Genomic DNA, 15,514 nt, shown 5'->3' with positions numbered 1-15,514 from the left:
CGTCCCTACTCCCCGGAGGCCCGCTCCGCCAGCCCTCGCGTCAGGCGGCGCACCTGTCCCGCCCGGCTCGCGTCGAGCGGGACGGCGGACCGTAGGACGGCGGGGCCGAGCCGGAGCACGCCGTCGCTCAGCGCCGCGCAGCGGATGCCCGCCCGCCCGCGCAGGCCCCGGTGGAAGCCCGGCGCGAGGGCGACGTCGAGCCAGGCGCACGGGTTCGCCGGGCGCCCGCCACGCAGCCGGACCTCCCCCGCACCGGAGTCCAGCGCGAACTCCTGCCCGCGGAGGGCCTCCACCTCCGCGCCGCGGAGGACGACGTTGCGGCGCGCGAGCAGGGGATCCGGGGCGGCGACACCCACTTCGGCGGCCAGCGCCTCGACCGCCTCCGCCGCGACGACGGTGACCTGCGCGTCCCGGTGCGCCGCCCGGCCGGCGTAGCGGTCGCCGACGATGCCGTGCCCTCCTCGGACGGTCAGCTCCGCGCGCCGGTCGCCGTCCTGGGCCGGGACCGCCGCCCCGGGCCGCCCGTCGTAGCGGTGCTCCGGCGCGGCCAGCAGGCCGACGATCTCGACGGCATAGACGTGGGGCAGGTCGCGTGGGTCGGGCCCGCTCATGCTCGGCGAGGACCGCTCAGCGGCCGCGCCGGAGGCCCAGCCCCGGCCGCGCCCCGGTGTGCCGACCGCGGTCGAGCACAAGCTCTCCGTTCACCAGCACGTACTCGATGCCGGTGGACAGCTGCCGCGGCTCGTCGTAGGTGGCAGTGGCACGCACCCGGTGCGGGTCGAACACGGTGATGTCGGCCATGGCACCGTCCCGCAGGAGCCCGCGGTCCCGCAGGCCGAGCCGCTGCGCCGGGAAGGAGGTGAACTTCCGGACCGCCTCCGGCAACGACAGGTAGGCCTCCTCCCGGACGAACTCCCCGAGGATCCGCGTGAAGGAGCCGTACGTCCGCGGGCTGGGCTTGTCCCCGATGAAGGTGGAGTCGGTGCCCACCATGCCCAAGGGATGCCGCACGAACTTCGGCAGAGCGGCCTCCGTGGGGCCCGGGTGCACCTCGATGACGCCGAGGTTCTCCTCCACCAGCAGGTCGAAGAAGGTATCGACGACGTCGGCGCTGCCCCGGTCGCGTGCGATGTCGGTCACCAGCGTGGACTCCCACCGCCGGTTGGGCGCTGTGCGCAGGTTCCCCACCCGCACCGAGCGGAGGAAGCTGCGCCACTCATCCGCAGGATCGGTCCGCTCGAGCTCCTCCTTGAACCGGTCCCGGCACGCCGGGTCGGCCAGCCGCCGCAGCAGCTGCTGCGGGCCGCCCTGCTGGATCCACTGCGGCAGGAAGATGCTCAGCCGGGTGCTGCTCCACGGGTAGGGGTAACTGTCGAAGGTCACGTCCGCCCCGGCGCGCACCTCCCCCTCGAGCAGGTCGAACAGCGGTCCGGAGCCGGTGCCGTAGGTGGCCTTGTAGTAGAAGTGCGTCAGGTGCAGCGGGCACTCGCCGAGCCGGCTGATGGTGAACGCCTCCCGAAACGGGTCGAGCACCTTGTCGCCGAGCCAGTAGCGCACGTGCGTGTGGTAGATCGCGCCCACCCGGCCGGCTTCCCGGCAGAGCTCCGCCAGCTCCTCCGTCGAGGCGTAGCTGCCGGGTGGGTAGTCGAGTCCGGTCGACAGTCCGAAGGCGCCCTCCGCCAGGGCCTCGCGGAGCATGGCGCGCATGTCGGCCAGGTCGCCCGGCGAGGCGGGCTGGTCGTCCCAGCCGACCGAGGCGATGCGCAGCGCCGAGTTGCCCACGAGAACCGCGAGATTCACCGACGCCGCACCGTCGAACCTGCTCAACAGGCTGGCCACGGTGTCCCAGTCATAGGCGAGCTCGGGCCGGCCGTCGAGCCCGGCGTTCATGGTGACGAAGTCCAGCAGGTCGTCGCGGGAGCGAAAGGGGGCGTAGGAGTTCCCGTCGACGCCCACCACCTCGGTGGTCACCCCCTGGGTCACCTTCGGCAGGTGCATGGGGTCGGCGAGGATCAGCAGGCCGCTGTGGGAATGCATGTCGATGAAGCCTGGGGCGACAACGAGCCCCTGCGCGTCGATCGTCCGCGCCGCCGTGGGCAGGTCCCGGCCACGCAGCAGCTGCACGCGCCCGTCCAGCACACCCACCGCGGCCCGGAAGCCGGGGTTGCCCGTGCCGTCGAGGACGGTGCCCCCGGTGATGATCACGTCAAGCATCAGGTGTCCTCCCAGGTGGCCGGGGGCGCTGGCATGATCGGCCCGTGCTGCCGTCCGCGGCCCCCGACCCGAGAGAAGGAGGCCCCGCACCGGCGGGCGCCGTCACGACCGGTGATGTGCTGGCCCGCGTAGGCCCCAGCCTGCTCCGGCCCCTGACGACGTCGGTCCCGTTGCTGGGCCGACCGGTCACCGGGGTCTGCATCTACGACGGCGCGACGGAGGCCGACGCGCTTCCGGGCGAGCTCCTGCTGGCCGTGGGGGTCGAGCCCACCGGCGAGGCGGTGACCCGCGTGGTCGAGTACGCGGCGACGCGTGATCTGCCCGGCGTGGTCGTGCGCGCCGACCGGCCGGTGGATCCTGCGTGGGGCGGGCGCGCCGAGGCGGACGGGGTGGCACTGCTGGTGGCGCCCGCCACGCCGTGGGCGCACCTGGCCACGATCCTGCGCGCCGCCCTGGTCAGCGGCTCCCCGACGACGGCAGTCTCCGTCGACCGGCCGCAGCTCGGCGACCTGTTCTCCTTCGCCAACGACGTGGCTCGCCGGATCGGCGGCGCCGTGACCATCGAGGACCCGACCTACCAGGTGATGGCCTACTCCAGCATCCAGGCCGAGGTCGACGAGCCGCGCAAGCAGACCATTCTCGGCCGCCAGGTGCCGAGCGCGTTCGTGCGCCTGCTGGAGGAGCGGGGCGTGTTCCGGGCGCTGCGGTCCCCCGGCCGCGTCGTGGCCACCGAACCGGTTCCCGAGCTCGGTCTGGGTCCGCGCTGGGCCGTCGGCATCCATGCCGCCGGGGAGTTCCTCGGTTCCCTGTGGGTTGCCGAGTCCGGTGGTCCCCTGGCCGAGGGCCACGAATCGGTGCTCCGCGAAGCGGCGCGCACCGCCGCCCTTCACCTGCTCTCTCACCGGCTGGAGCTGCAGTCCGACCAGAGCCGCACGCAGGACGTCGGCCGCGAACTGCTCGCCGGCGGAAGCCCGGCCGACCTGCTGGCCAGCAGCGCCGGACTGCGTCTGGACGACGTCCACTGGGTCGTCGTCCTCGAGTCCCAGGAGGCGCTGCCCGCTCGCGCCCGGCTGGCCCGTGCCGTGACCGCCTACCAGGCTTCGCTGTCCCGGCGCGGCCTGGTCCTGGAGCAGGGTCCGCGGGTCTATGCCGTCGTCCCGGCAGCGGACGCCGGCTCGGCGGCCCTGCGGTTCGCAACCGAGGCCGCCCGGTATGCCGCGCAGGCCACCGGGCTGCACGTTCTCGCCTCGGTAGGCGCCGCTGCCCTCGCCCCGCGGGACATCGCCGTGTCCCGACGCCAGGCCGACAGCGCACTCCGCGTGCTGCGTCACCGCATGGTGCCGGGGAACGTCGTCGCCCACACCGACGTGCGCAGCCAGGTCACCCTCCTCGACCTCGTCGACCTCGTCCGCGAGCGGGCCGAGCTGCGGGAGGGCAAGCTGCAGGCGCTGGTCGAGGCCGACCGCGGTGGGGTCCTCGTGGCGACCCTGTCGGCGTATCTGGACTGCTTCGGCGACGTGCGTGCGGCCGCCGAGCGGCTCGGGGTGCACCAGAACACGTTCCGGTACCGGCTGCGCCGGCTGCAGGAGCTGGTCGGGCTGGATCTGGCGGACCCGGCCGAGAGGATCGTGGCCGCCCTCCAGGTGCGCGCACTGCCCCCGCAGTGAGTGCGTCCCTGTCACACCGCGGTCAGCTCCTCCCGCCCGGTCGTCACCGAGTCAAGAACGTCCAGCCGCGGCAGCACGCCGAGACCGGGGCCCTGCGGCACCGTGAGCCGGCCGTCCTGCATGACGAAGGGCTCGGTGATGTCCTCCCGGTAGTAGCGGCCCGAGGCGGATGTGTCCCCGGGCAGCGTGAACCCGGGCAGCGAGGCCAGCGCGAGGTTCGCCGCGCGGCCGAGGCCGGTCTCGAGCATCCCCCCGCACCAGACGGGGACGCCGAGCGCCGAGCACACGTCGTGCACCCGCGCCGCCTCGAGGTACCCGCCGACCCGGCCCGCCTTGATGTTGACGATCGTGCAGGCGCCGCGCCGGACGGCGTCCGCGGCCGAGGCGGCCGACACCACCGACTCGTCGAGGCACACCGGCGTGCTGATCGTCCGGCCGAGCACCACGTGGGACTCGAGGTCCTCCTCGTCGAAGGGCTGCTCGATCAGCAGCAGGTCGAACTCGTCGAAGCGCGCCAGGTGCCGCATGTCAGCCGCCGTGTACGCGGTGTTCGCGTCGACCTGCAGCAGCACGTCCTCCCCGAACTCCGCGCGCACCGCAGCGAGGGGTTCGAGGTCCCAGCCGGGCTCGACCTTGAGCTTGATCCGGCGGTACCCCTCGTCCAGGTAGCCACGAACCTCGTCGAGCAGGGCCGGAACGGACGGCGCGATACCGACCGACACCCCGCAGTCGACCTCGTCCCGAGTGCCGCCCAGGTAGGACGCCAACGACATCGACGCGGCGCGCAACTCGGCGTCGAGGACCGCGATCTCCAGGGCGGCCTTGGCCATCCGGTGCCCGACCACCGTCGAGAGGCGCGGGGCGAGCCGCCGGGCCGAGGGGAGCGGCCCGGCCAGCAGCCTGGGCACGAGGTAGTCCCGGAGGATCTGGTGTGCGCCGGCCACGTACTCGCTGCTGTACACCGGGTCGGCCAGCGCGACACACTCGCCCCAGCCCTCGCCGACATCGGTGACGACGCGAACGAGTAGCACGTCGCGCTCGGTCTGCGTTCCGAACGAGGTGCGGAACGGCCGTACCAACGGCATGCCGATGCGCCGCAGTTCGACCATCTCGATCTTCACGTCGTGGCCTCCACGGGTTCATCCAGTTCCTGCAGCAGCCGGGCGACCAGCACGGCCCGGTCGGCGAGGGCGGCCACCGAGGCCCGCTCCCCCAGCGCGTGGGCGCCGGAGCCCACGGCGCCGATGCCGTCGAGGGTCGGCACGCCCAGCCCGGCGGTGAAGTTGCCGTCCGACCCGCCGCCAACGGCGCGTCCCGGCGGCAGGTTAATGCCCAGCTCGGCGGCGCACCGGGCAGCGAGCTGCGCCAGCGGTGCGGAGGCGACCGCCTCCAGGGGTGGCCGGTTCACGCCGCCGAGCAGCTCCAGGACGGCACCCGGGAGGCGGGGGTTCAGCGCTCGCAGCGCCGCGTCGACCCGGGCCTGCTCCTCGGCCGTCCAGGCCCGCACGTCGACAGCGACCTCAGCCGTCGCCGGGACGGTGTTCGTGGTCGTGCCCGCCGTGGCCACCGTAGGGGTCACGGTGGTCCCCGCTGCGTCGTCCTGCAGCCCGTGTATCGCGGTCACCTGCGCCGCGAGCTCCACCAGGGCGTTGACGCCGGCCTCCGGTTCCAGGCCGGCATGGCTGGCGCGTCCGTGCACACGGAGGCGGTACATGGACACGCCCTTGCGGGCGGTCTTCGGCGCACCGTCCACGCTCGGCTCCAGCACGAGCACCGCTCGGGCCCGGGCGGCCTCCCGCTCGATGAGCGCACGCGAGGTCGGCGATCCGATCTCCTCGTCGCTGGTGACGAGCAGGTCGACACCGGTGACGCCGGACAACCGAAGGGCGTGCAGGCCCTGGACGAGGCCTGCCTTCATGTCGAAGACCCCGGGCCCCGTGGCCCAGTCGCCGTCCACGGCGAACGGCCACTGCGCCGTCGTGCCGGCCGGCCAGACCGTGTCCAGATGGCAGAGCAGCAGTACCGGACGCGGCCTGCCCGAGCGGAGCAGCAGGTGCGGTCTGCCGTCCACCTCGACGTCCTGCGGGCGTTCGCCGAGCACGTCGTGCACCAGGTCGGCGACCACCCCGGCGCACCGGCGGACCAGGCCGACGTCGTCGCTCGGGGACTCGGTCATCACCAGCCGCTCCAGCTGTGCCAGCTGGACGCCCGGGTCCGGCCGCGCGGGCGGGACCCACGTGCGCTGCGCGGTCACGGTCGCCCCCGCTCCTCGTCGGCCGGCTGGAACGCGTAGCCGCCTCGGCTGTCCCACACCGGCCGCAGCCCGTTGCCCCAGTGCTCGGCGACCGCCGCGTGGACCCGGTCGCGCTCCGCCCGAGCCGTCGCCGGGTCCTCCTGGCGCAGCGAGACGTAGTCCTCCGGGAGAGCGACGAACCGCGCGTCGGAGTGAGGCGCCGCCGGAAGGCCGGCCATCGCATCGGCGACCTCCGGGGAGTCGAGCACCCAGCTGACCTCGAACCGGTCGCTGCGGTCCCCGGCGTTGACGATGTCGTCCATCTCGCCGTAGAAGTCCGGCCGGAAGTCGACGACCCGCGCACCGAGTTTGGCGAGGTTGAAGTAGGCGTTGCGCCGCACCACCGGGTCGTAGGTCCACCGCATCTCGGTGACGCCGTGCTCGAGGCAGACGGCGCGCTGCCACAGCTTCAGGGCGTAACCCACGCCGCTGGTCCGCGCCCCCGCGCGGACGGCGGCCATGTGTGAGTGCAGGTGCAGCCCGCCGGCCCAGCCGAGAAAGCCCACGCAGGCACCGACGGCCTCGCCTCCGCGCACCGCGGATGCCACGGTGGCACCGGCGTGCTCCATCGCCGTGAGCAGGTTGGCCTGCGGCCGCTGAGCCGGCCCCCAGACAGAGCTGACCACCTCCTGCACCCCGCGGACGTCGCCGCCGGCCCGGATCTCGACGCCGGCGGCCCGCGCGGCCTGGTCCGCGTCCTGCCAGGCGCCATCGAGCAGCGTACGGGCGGTCCCGACCCCGCTGGCTCTCACGACGGGGCGAGGCGGGTGCCGGCCCGCAGCCCGCGGTAGGTCCCGCCGTCGACGGCGGGCCGGCCGCCGATCCACACCTGATCGATCCCCGCGGCCGGCTGGACCGGGTCGGCGTAGTCGGCTCGGTCGTGCACCGTGGCGGGGTCGAGCACGACGAGGTCCGCGACCGCACCGGGTCGGATCTCGCCACGCCCCCGGAGCCCGAACCGCTGGGCCGGCAGCGACGTCATCTTCCGTACGGCCTCCTCGAAGGACAGCGCACCCAGCTCCCGTACGTACCTGCTCAGCACGCGCGGGAAGGTGCCCCACATGCGCGGATGGGGTTTGCCGCCGCCGCCCGGCGGGAGACCGTCCGACCCGATCATCGTCAGGGGGTGGCGGAGTGCCTCCACGAGGTCCTCCTCCCGCATGGAGAAGATGATCATGCTGGCCTCCAGCTCCTCGTCGCGGAGCACGTCGACGAGAGCCTGGAACGGCTCGACGCCGGCCTCGTCGGCGATCTGCTGCAGGCTCTTGCCGTCGTGGGCGTGGCTGCGGCTGGAGGCGACGACGATCCCCGCCCACCCGCACGCGGCGACGTGGTTCTCCCAGGAGCCGTCGTCGCCCTCGATGTCCCCGCGCAACCGGTCGAGGCTGGCCTGCTCGCCGAGCCGGCGCAGCACCGACGGGTTGCCGCCCTCCTGGAACCACGGTGGGAGGGTGGCGGTGAGCATCGTGCTGCCCGCCAGGTACGGGTAGACGTCGTGCGTGACGTCGACACCGCGCGCTCGGGCGTCGTCGAGCAACTGGAGGGCCTCGCCCATCCGCCCCCACACGGCGCGTCCGGCCGCCTTGAGGTGCGAGATCTGGACGGGCCGGCCGGCGGTCTCCCCGATCCGTACGGCCTCGGCGACGCTGTCCAGGAGCATGCGTCCCTCGCCCCGCATGTGGGTCACGTACGGGCGTTCTGCGGGCAGGACTTCCGCCAGCGCGGTGATCTCCTCCGTCGCGGCGAACAGACCCGGCGGGTAGATGAGGCCGGTGGACAGCCCGAACGCCCCCGCGTCGAACGCCTGCTCCGCAAGCTGCCGCATGGTCGCGAGCTGCGCGGCGTCCGGCGGCCCGTCGGCCATCCCCATGGCAGCCACGCGCAACGAGTGGTGACCTACGAGCTGCGCGTAGTTGGTGACATAGCCGGCGTCGTCGGTCACCTCGAAGAACTCCGCAAGGCTGTGCCAGCGGGCGTCCAGCGGCGGGAAGATGCGCCCCATCAGGCCCTGCAGGGCCTCGCGGTACTCGTCGCTGATCGGCGCGAGGCTGAACCCGCAGTTGCCGACCACCTCCGTGGTGACGCCTTGGGTGATCTTCGACTCGTCGTCCTCGGCCAGCAGGGGTGCGTTGTCGGCGTGGGAGTGCACGTCGATGAATCCCGGGCAGAGGACCGCACCGGCCAGCTCGCGGACCGCGGCACCGTCCTGCGGAAGGTGGCCCGGTACCTCGACGGCCGTGATGAGGCCGCCCTCCAGGAGGACGTCGGCCTCCCGCCCGGGGGCGCCTGTGCCGTCGACGACCAGGCCGCCCCGCAACAGCGTCCGCTCGCTCACCGCACCCCCCGCTTCGCGGACTCATGGGGTGTCGCGACGACGGGCGCCGGTCCCGCGTCCGACGGCCACCAGTGCTCCACCAGCGCGCGCCCCACCAGCCCGTTGACAACGGCTCCCTCCGCCTCGGGGAGGAAGGACGTGTCGGCGGCCTCGTGGTTGGCGACGGCGTAGGCGAACCCACCGCCGACGCCGAAGCGGACGATGCCGGCGTCGACACGCGTCCCGGTGAAGAAACCCGTCTTGCTCGCCACCGACAGCGGCGCCACGAGCCCGAGCTCCCGCGCGTAGGGGTTCGCCAGGGTGTAGCGCATCGCCTGGTCGAGGTACTGCTGAGTGGCGAGGATTTCCTCCGCGGTCACGGAGACCTGCTCCCCGAACGCCTCCCGGGTGGCGATGAGCCGGTTCAACTCGCACAGTTCGCGCACGCTCGCCTCCCCGAGGCGCCGCACGTCGTCCCCGATCACCACGAAGTCGATGGCGTTGTGCAGGGTGATGGTGTGCAGGCCCAGCTCGGCCATGGCGGCGTTGACCGGGTCGATGCCGCCGAGGATGTCGAGGACCATGTTGGTCGCCGTGTTGTCGCTGAGGGCGATCATCAGTGTCGCGACGTCCCGGACGGTGGGTCGAAGCCCACCCTCGAACACCTTGAGGATGCCGGAGCCCCCGACCCGCTGCTCCGCCTCGAGGGTCAGGCGGTCGGCGAGGTCGACGCGCCCGGCCTCGACCTCGCGCAGCAGGGCCAGGAGGATCGGCAGCTTGATGACGCTGGCGGTCGGCAGGACCAGGTCGGGTTGCCAGTCGACCCGCTCCCCCGTCGACAGGTCAACCGCCGAGACCGCCAGCTGGCCGCTGAAGTCCTCGGCCAGTTCCGCGATGCGGCCCACGATGCCGGTCGTACCGACGTCGGTGGTCACAGCCCGGCCACCTCTCGGACGTACTGCAGGACGCCGCTGTCCTCGAGGTACTCGTTGTCCGGGACCAGCGGGGGCAGCTTGGAGACCTCGACGCTGTCCGGCGCGTGGTACTCGTCCACGGTCTCCTTGTCGAGGACGATCTGGGGCAGCGGCGTGACGTCGGCCGGCGGCTCCGCGCCCTCGGCGACGGCCTTGGCCATCGCGGCGGCGTAGGCACCCCACCACGAGACGAAGATGTCGCCTTCGGCGACCCAGCGCGGATCGTCGCGCAGCGCGTTGATCCCGGTCTCGTCGCCGGCCAGGCCGCCGATGAGCAGCGTGTCGTCGCCACCGCGGCCCGCTTCCTCGAGCGCACGCAGCGCGCCCGAGGTGGAGTCGTTGTTGACGGTGTACAGGATGATGTTGTTGCCCGCCGGGATGCTCGGCAGCAGGTTGCTCACCGCCTCGAACGACGGCTGCAGAGTCGAGGCGCCGTCGAACTGGATCGTGTTGGCACCGATCGCCGTGGTCGTCGGGGTGATGGTCGTCGGGTCGATCGACTCGAACCCGAGCAGCGGCGCGATGGTGCTGGCGAAGTACCGGACGCAGTCGTTGACCTGCTCGCCCGAGGCCGCGTTCTGCCCGATCAGGACGGTGGTGTTCGAGGCGTTCCAGCCACGGTCAGCGGCGATCTTGCCGATGATCTCGGCGGTCTGCTCCCCGAGCGCGCGGTTGTCGATGTTGAGGAAGTCGCAGGCCTCGGTGTCCAGGTTCACCGAGACGCACGGGATGCCGCTGTCGCCGAGGATCTGCGAGATGCCCTGCGTTGCCGCGGACACCGGGTACATCACGATCGCGTCGGGCTGGTCCTGGACCATCAGCTGCGCGTTCTCGTTCATCTTCGCCGGGTCTCCGGCGTTGTCGTACCACTTGACCTCGAGCCCCGAGTCGCCCTCGGCCAGCACGTCGTCGAGGTTGGTGTGGATGACGTGGAACAGCGGCGCCGCCTCCGTGAAGTTGGCGAAGCTGATCTCGAAGGCGTCGCCCGAGCCGCCCGATCCCGAGTCCCCGTTCCCGCAGGCGGTCAGGAGCAGCAGGAGGGATGCGGCAGCCGCGGCCGGCGCCTGGATTCGGGTGGCACGTCGCATGGTGCGGTCCTCTCGGTCGGGTTGCTGGACAGAACGGAACAGAGCAGGAGCTCGGGCACTGCGTGGTTCGTGTTCGGTGCGCCGGTCAGGACGCGGCCCGGCGGGCGCTGCGGAACTGGCTGATGCCGACGGCGAGCAGGAGGACGACGCCGGTCGCCATCGTCTGGAAGAAGGTGGGCACCTGGAGGATGGCCATGCCGTTGGCCAGGGCTCCCAGGATCAGGACACCGATGACGGTGCCGGGCACGCCCCCGACGCCGCCGGACAGCGACGCGCCGCCGAGGATCACCGCGGTGATCGACTGCAGTCCGGTGTTCGTGCCGGCCGTCCCGGATCCTGTCAGCAGCTGGCTGGCCAGTACGGCGCCGGCGAGGGCGGCGAGCGCCCCCGAGACGATGTAGACGCTGACCGTGACCAGATCGACCCGGATCCCGGCCAGCCGGGCGGCCTGCCTGTTGCCGCCGACGGCGTAGAGCTGTCGCCCGTACGAGGTGTAGCGCAGCACCAGGAAGACCAGGACGGCGAGCCCGACGAAGAGCCACACGTGGTTGTTGATGTCGAACAGCGACCGCCGGGTGAGCACGCCGTCGGAGACGTCCTCGAAGGGCACCTGGACGCCGTCGGCGAGGGTGAGCGCGAGTCCACCGGACACGGAGAGCGTCCCCAACGTGGCGATGAGCGGGTTGATCCGGGCCTTGGCGATGAGCAGACCGTTGACGACGCCCCAGGCCGCGCCGAAGGCGATGACGATGAGCAGCGCCTGGGCCACGCCGTAATCGGCGTTGAGCAGCAGCGCGAAGCTCACGGCGCCGAGGGGCACGATCCCACCGACGGAGAGGTCGAACCCGCCGGAGATCAGCGCCAGCGCCTGGCCGAGCGAGACGATCCCGATGACGCTGGCGTTGACGAGGATGTTCAGGCCGTTCCTCGTCGTGAGGAAGTCGGAGTCCTGCGAGGTGAAGTAACCCGCGATGAGGACGAGGAATCCGAAGAGCAGGAGCGTCTGTAGGGCGCCCTCGCTGATCGTGAGCCGCCGGCGGCGGGGTGCGGCCGGTGCCGAGCCTTCGGCCCGGTCGACGGCGGGCAGGTCGGTGGCGGGTCTCACTGGGGACCTCCTGCGGCGTGCAGCGCCTCGGGCTGGGAAGCGAGCGTGGGGTGGGTGATCTGGTGGACGATGCGGCCGTCCCGGACGATCAAGAGGCGGTCGCTGAGGCCGACGGCCTCCTCGATGTCCGAGGTGACGAGCAGTTGGCCGGTCCCCTCGTCGGCGCGGGCGCGGAGCAGGCGGTGCAGTTCCAGCCGAGCACCGACGTCGACCCCGCGGGTCGGCTCCTGGAGGACCAGCACCCGGGGCTTGGTCGCCAGGCGGCTGCCGACGAGCACCTTCTGCTGGTTGCCGCCGGACAGCTCTCCGACGGGCTGGTTGAGGCCCCGCGCGCGCAGCTGGACCTGCTCGGCCAGCCCTCTTGCCGTCGAGGCTTCCCGGTTGCGCCGGATCACCCCCAGCCGGGTCAGGGACCGCAGGATCGCCAGGGAGAGGTTCCGGACGATGGGCTGGATGAGGACCAATCCCTGGGACTTGCGGTCGGCCGGCACGTAGGCGATCCCGGCACGCCGGGCGGCGATCGGGCCGGTCAGCCGTCGCAGCCCCGTGCCCCCCACGACGATCTCCCCGGTGACGTCGTGGTGCAGACCGCCGAGCGCCTCGGCAACCGTCTCCGCACCGGACCCCCGCACCCCGTACAGGCCGAGGATCTCCCCCTCACCGACGGTGAAGGAGATGTCGTGCAGTGCGGGGGTCCGCTCGCGGCTCCAGCCGCGTACTTCCAGGACGGGCCGGCTCGACGGGCGGGCGTCTCCGGAGAAGTCCGCCTCCTCCGGAGGACGGCCGAGCATCTGCTCGATGACCTCGCGGGGCGTCGTATCACGGATGGCGCTGGAGTAGACCAGCCGGCCGTTGCGCAGGACGTGCACCGTGTCGCAGGCGCGGAAGACCTCGTCGAGGCGGTGACTGATGTAGAGCACCGCGACGCCGCGGGCGGCCAGCGTGCCGGTGAGCTGGAGCAGTTGCTCGCTGTCGTGCGAGGAGAGGGCCGCCGTCGGCTCGTCCAGAAGAAGGATCTGGGAGCGGCGGGCCAGCGCCTTGAGGATCTCCACCTGCTGCTGCTGAGCCAGTGGGAGCGAGTCCATGTCCCGGTCGAGAGGGAGGTCCAGGTCGAAGGCGGCGGCCTCCTCCTGGGCCCGGCGGCGGATCGCCCGGGGACTGGTCGCCCCCATCCGACCCGGGAGGCGCCCCAGGCAGATGTTCTCGGCGACGGTCAGCCGAGGGACGTAGATCAACTCCTGCGGCATGAAGGAGATGCCGTGCAGCATCGCCGACCGCGGGGTCGGCAGCGTGACCGGCTGCCCGCCGACGGCGATCACCCCACCGTCCGGGTGGGTGGCGCCGGCGAGGATCTTCGCCAGGGTCGACTTCCCGGCACCGTTCTCGCCGAGCAGGGCCCCGACCTCGCCCGAGCGGAGCGTGAAGGACACCCCTTCGAGGACGCGCTGCCGACCGTACTGCTTGACGAGCCCGTCGACGGACAGGGCAGGGGCTTGGGCCTGCATCGCACCTCCAGGGGCTCCGAAAAGCCAACCTAGGGCGGTGAATCAGGCCGATCTACGTTCCGGGAGACCAAGGTCGGCGACGAAACCTGTCGAGCACGACAATGCGGTCGCCGCCGTCCCGCTGGACCCAGCCGAGGAGAGCTCAGGGCGCCGAGGGCCGGCGCGCCTCGGGAGAATCGACCAGCCCGTACTCCCGGGCCTCCTCGACGGTGAGCAGCCGGCCCTGCCGCATGTCGGCCGCGATCTCCTCGACGTCGCGGCCACACGCCTCGGCGAGCCGTTCCTGCAGCCGGCGCAGCTGCCGGGCGTGCTCGGCCGCCAGGGCCTCCACGTCCCGGCCGAGGCCGCTCCTGGGCGCCCGCGGCTCGGTGAGGTGCACGACCGCGTGCGCGCCCAGCGCGCGCTGCTCCGCGACCGCCAGCACGGCGACGGCCGCGCCGGTGAGCGTGCCGAGGGAGGTGGCGTGCACCGGCACGCCCATCAGGTCGAGGGCGTCGACGAGGGTGAGGGCCTGGTCGAGATCGGCGCCGACCCCGGAGAGCCGCAGCCGGACCGGGTCGTCGCCGCTCGCGTCGAGCAGCGCCAGCTCGGCGACTGCCCGGTTGACCGCGTCGTCGTCCAGGCGTCCGGCGAGCGTGATCAGCCGTTGCTCGAGCAGCCGCTCGGCCAGCCAGTCCGACGCCCCGACCACCACCGACACCGACGCCGATCCCGGCGCGGGCGGCCGCGGCTCGGGGCGCCACGGCGAGGGCGGCGGGTACTGCGGGGGCTGCGGCGGGAAGGGCTGCGGCGGGAGCGGGGGTGGCACCGGCGGAACGGGCGGCCAGGTGCCTGCGGGTCGGGTCATGGCGTCTCCTCGGAGGGGCGGACCTGCCAGTCGACGGTGCGGCCCAGGGCGGCCGCGTAGCGCTCCAGGGTCGACAGCCGCGCGTCCAGCTCCCCGCTCTCCAGGCGGGCGACCGCGGACTGCGACGTCCCCATGCGCGCCGCGATCTCCGTCTGGCTCAGCTCGCTCTCGCGGCGGGCCCGGACCAGCTCCTCGATCAGCGCCCGCCGGCGCTCCGAGCGGCCCTCCAGGCCGGGGAAGCGGCTGCGGCGCGGCGACGGCGGCATACCGGAGATGGTATGCCTCTGTTGCTATACCCGCCCCCGCAAGCGTGCTTTACCCCGATAAAGCACGGATTCAGCGCTCGGCGGTGCGGTGGATGGGGCCCTCGGTGCCGCTGAGCCGCTCGCCGGAGCCGCCCCAGCGGCCGGCGATGATCTCCGCGGCGATCGACACCGCCGTCTCCTCCGGCGTCCGCGCCCCGAGGTCCAGGCCGATCGGCGAGGACAGCCGCGCCAGCTCCTCCTTGGACAGTCCCGCCTCCTCGAGCCGGGCCAGCCGCTCGTCGTGCGTCCGCCGCGAGCCCATCGCGCCGACGTAGGCGACCGGCAGCCGCAGCGCGACCTCCAGCAGCGGGACGTCGAACTTCGGGTCGTGGGTGAGCACGCACAGCACGGTGCGCTCGTCGATCCGGCCGGCGTCCACCTCGCCCTGCAGGTACCGGTGCGGCCACTCGACGATGACCTCGTCGGCGTCCGGGAAGCGCTTCGGCGTGGCGAACACCGGGCGGGCGTCGCACACGGTGACCCGGTAGCCGAGGAACGAGCCGACGCGGGCGACGGCGGCGGCGAAGTCGATGGCGCCGAAGACGACCATCCGCGCCGGCGGGGCGAAGGAGTTCACGAACAGCTCGAGCTCGTCGCCGCGGCGCTCGCCGTCGTGGCCGAAGTGCAGCATCCCGGTGCGGCCGGCGGCGAGCATGCCGCGCGCGTCGGCGGCGACGGCGTCGTCCATCCGTTGCAGGCCGAACGAACCCGACGACCGGTCCGGCCAGAGCACCATGCGCCGGCCGAGGCGGTCCTCCGGGCCCTTCACGCAGGTCACGACGGCGACCGGCTCGTGCGCCGCCACCGACTCGGCGATCTCGCCCAGCTCCGGGAACGACTCGCGGGACACCGGCTCTACGAAGACGTCGAGGATCCCGCCGCAGGTCAGGCCCACCGCGAAGGCGTCGTCGTCGCTCACGCCGTAGCGCTGCAGCGAGACCTCACCGGTCTCGACGGCGTCCTTGGCCTCCTCGTAGACCGCGCCCTCGACGCACCCGCCGGAGACGCTGCCCACCGCGGTGCCGTCGGGGCCGACCAGCATCGATGCACCCGCGGGCCGCGGCGCCGAGCGCCAGGTGGCCACGACGGTGCCCATCCCCACGGTCTCCCCGGCCTGCCACCAGCCGACCAGGTCGTCGAGCACGTCACGCATTCCCAGATCCCTTCCGGAGGAGATCAGTCGCCGTAACCAGCACGGATCT

At 72.9% G+C, this 15,514-nt stretch carries 14 protein-coding genes; 1 reads left to right on the top strand and 13 read right to left on the bottom strand.

What is annotated here, in order from left to right; genetic code table 11:
- Window positions 1–5: 5 nt before the first annotated feature.
- The gene (locus ACWIYF_RS01775; protein WP_448626400.1) at window positions 6–611 is read right to left on the bottom strand and encodes an MOSC domain-containing protein; all 606 of its coding nucleotides are present in this window, start codon (window positions 609–611) and stop codon (window positions 6–8) included.
- Window positions 612–627: 16 nt separating this feature from the next.
- Window positions 628–2,214 carry an N-acyl-D-amino-acid deacylase family protein gene (locus ACWIYF_RS01770; protein ID WP_448626399.1) on the bottom strand — a complete coding sequence of 529 codons (1,587 nt, stop codon included), beginning with the start codon at window positions 2,212–2,214 and terminating at the stop codon, window positions 628–630.
- 44 nt (window positions 2,215–2,258) lie between these two features.
- Here ACWIYF_RS01770 and ACWIYF_RS01765 point away from each other — a divergent pair, with 44 nt between their 5' ends.
- On the top strand, window positions 2,259–3,881 hold the full coding sequence (locus ACWIYF_RS01765; protein ID WP_448626398.1) for a PucR family transcriptional regulator: 1,623 nt from the start codon (window positions 2,259–2,261) through the stop codon (window positions 3,879–3,881).
- Window positions 3,882–3,892: 11 nt separating this feature from the next.
- On the opposite strand, the gene menC is transcribed toward ACWIYF_RS01765, so the two are convergent.
- The 11 genes from menC to ACWIYF_RS01710 form a co-directional block, all read right to left on the bottom strand.
- A complete protein-coding gene (gene menC / locus ACWIYF_RS01760; protein ID WP_448626397.1) occupies window positions 3,893–5,002 on the bottom strand; it encodes an o-succinylbenzoate synthase in 1,110 nt (369 codons plus the stop codon).
- Window positions 4,999–6,135 carry a M20 family metallopeptidase gene (locus ACWIYF_RS01755; RefSeq protein WP_448626396.1) on the bottom strand — a complete coding sequence of 379 codons (1,137 nt, stop codon included), beginning with the start codon at window positions 6,133–6,135 and terminating at the stop codon, window positions 4,999–5,001. The genes menC and ACWIYF_RS01755 overlap by 4 nt, the downstream gene beginning before the upstream one ends.
- Window positions 6,132–6,926, bottom strand: coding sequence for a hypothetical protein (locus ACWIYF_RS01750; RefSeq protein ID WP_448626395.1), 795 nt, complete (start codon window positions 6,924–6,926; stop codon window positions 6,132–6,134). The genes ACWIYF_RS01755 and ACWIYF_RS01750 overlap by 4 nt, the downstream gene beginning before the upstream one ends.
- Window positions 6,923–8,509, bottom strand: coding sequence for an N-acyl-D-amino-acid deacylase family protein (locus tag ACWIYF_RS01745; protein WP_448626394.1), 1,587 nt, complete (start codon window positions 8,507–8,509; stop codon window positions 6,923–6,925). Before ACWIYF_RS01745 ends, ACWIYF_RS01750 begins: the two co-directional genes overlap by 4 nt.
- Window positions 8,506–9,423: a serine hydrolase gene (locus ACWIYF_RS01740; protein WP_448626393.1), complete on the bottom strand. Its 918-nt coding sequence runs from the start codon at window positions 9,421–9,423 to the stop codon at window positions 8,506–8,508. Before ACWIYF_RS01740 ends, ACWIYF_RS01745 begins: the two co-directional genes overlap by 4 nt.
- On the bottom strand, window positions 9,420–10,550 hold the full coding sequence (locus tag ACWIYF_RS01735; RefSeq protein ID WP_448626392.1) for a sugar ABC transporter substrate-binding protein: 1,131 nt from the start codon (window positions 10,548–10,550) through the stop codon (window positions 9,420–9,422). Before ACWIYF_RS01735 ends, ACWIYF_RS01740 begins: the two co-directional genes overlap by 4 nt.
- Window positions 10,551–10,635: 85 nt before the next feature.
- Window positions 10,636–11,655 carry an ABC transporter permease gene (locus tag ACWIYF_RS01730; protein WP_448626391.1) on the bottom strand — a complete coding sequence of 340 codons (1,020 nt, stop codon included), beginning with the start codon at window positions 11,653–11,655 and terminating at the stop codon, window positions 10,636–10,638.
- The gene (locus ACWIYF_RS01725) at window positions 11,652–13,160 is read right to left on the bottom strand and encodes a sugar ABC transporter ATP-binding protein (protein WP_448626390.1); all 1,509 of its coding nucleotides are present in this window, start codon (window positions 13,158–13,160) and stop codon (window positions 11,652–11,654) included. The genes ACWIYF_RS01730 and ACWIYF_RS01725 overlap by 4 nt, the downstream gene beginning before the upstream one ends.
- 142 nt (window positions 13,161–13,302) lie before the next feature.
- Window positions 13,303–14,007: an ATP-dependent Clp protease proteolytic subunit gene (locus ACWIYF_RS01720; RefSeq protein WP_448626389.1), complete on the bottom strand. Its 705-nt coding sequence runs from the start codon at window positions 14,005–14,007 to the stop codon at window positions 13,303–13,305.
- The gene (locus ACWIYF_RS01715) at window positions 14,004–14,273 is read right to left on the bottom strand and encodes a helix-turn-helix domain-containing protein (RefSeq protein WP_448626388.1); all 270 of its coding nucleotides are present in this window, start codon (window positions 14,271–14,273) and stop codon (window positions 14,004–14,006) included. The genes ACWIYF_RS01720 and ACWIYF_RS01715 overlap by 4 nt, the downstream gene beginning before the upstream one ends.
- Window positions 14,274–14,343: 70 nt before the next feature.
- Window positions 14,344–15,465, bottom strand: coding sequence for an XdhC family protein (locus ACWIYF_RS01710; RefSeq protein WP_448626387.1), 1,122 nt, complete (start codon window positions 15,463–15,465; stop codon window positions 14,344–14,346).
- Between the last annotated feature and the right edge of the window lie 49 nt (window positions 15,466–15,514).

The organism is Geodermatophilus sp. URMC 64 (assembly GCF_053502555.1).
The sequence above is the reverse complement of the archived record's forward strand: the minus strand, read 5'-3'. Positions and strand labels throughout refer to the sequence as shown.

Excerpts from the sequence above, each read along its gene's own strand:
- ACWIYF_RS01775 (WP_448626400.1), bottom strand. The coding sequence starts at position 611 with ATGAGCGGGCCCGACCCACGCGACCTGCCCCACGTCTATGCCGTCGAG.
- ACWIYF_RS01770 (WP_448626399.1), bottom strand. The coding sequence starts at position 2,214 with ATGCTTGACGTGATCATCACCGGGGGCACCGTCCTCGACGGCACGGGC.
- ACWIYF_RS01735 (WP_448626392.1), bottom strand. The coding sequence starts at position 10,550 with ATGCGACGTGCCACCCGAATCCAGGCGCCGGCCGCGGCTGCCGCATCC.
- ACWIYF_RS01725 (WP_448626390.1), bottom strand. The coding sequence starts at position 13,160 with ATGCAGGCCCAAGCCCCTGCCCTGTCCGTCGACGGGCTCGTCAAGCAG.
- ACWIYF_RS01720 (WP_448626389.1), bottom strand. The coding sequence starts at position 14,007 with ATGACCCGACCCGCAGGCACCTGGCCGCCCGTTCCGCCGGTGCCACCC.
- ACWIYF_RS01715 (WP_448626388.1), bottom strand. The coding sequence starts at position 14,273 with ATGCCGCCGTCGCCGCGCCGCAGCCGCTTCCCCGGCCTGGAGGGCCGC.
- ACWIYF_RS01710 (WP_448626387.1), bottom strand. The coding sequence starts at position 15,465 with ATGCGTGACGTGCTCGACGACCTGGTCGGCTGGTGGCAGGCCGGGGAG.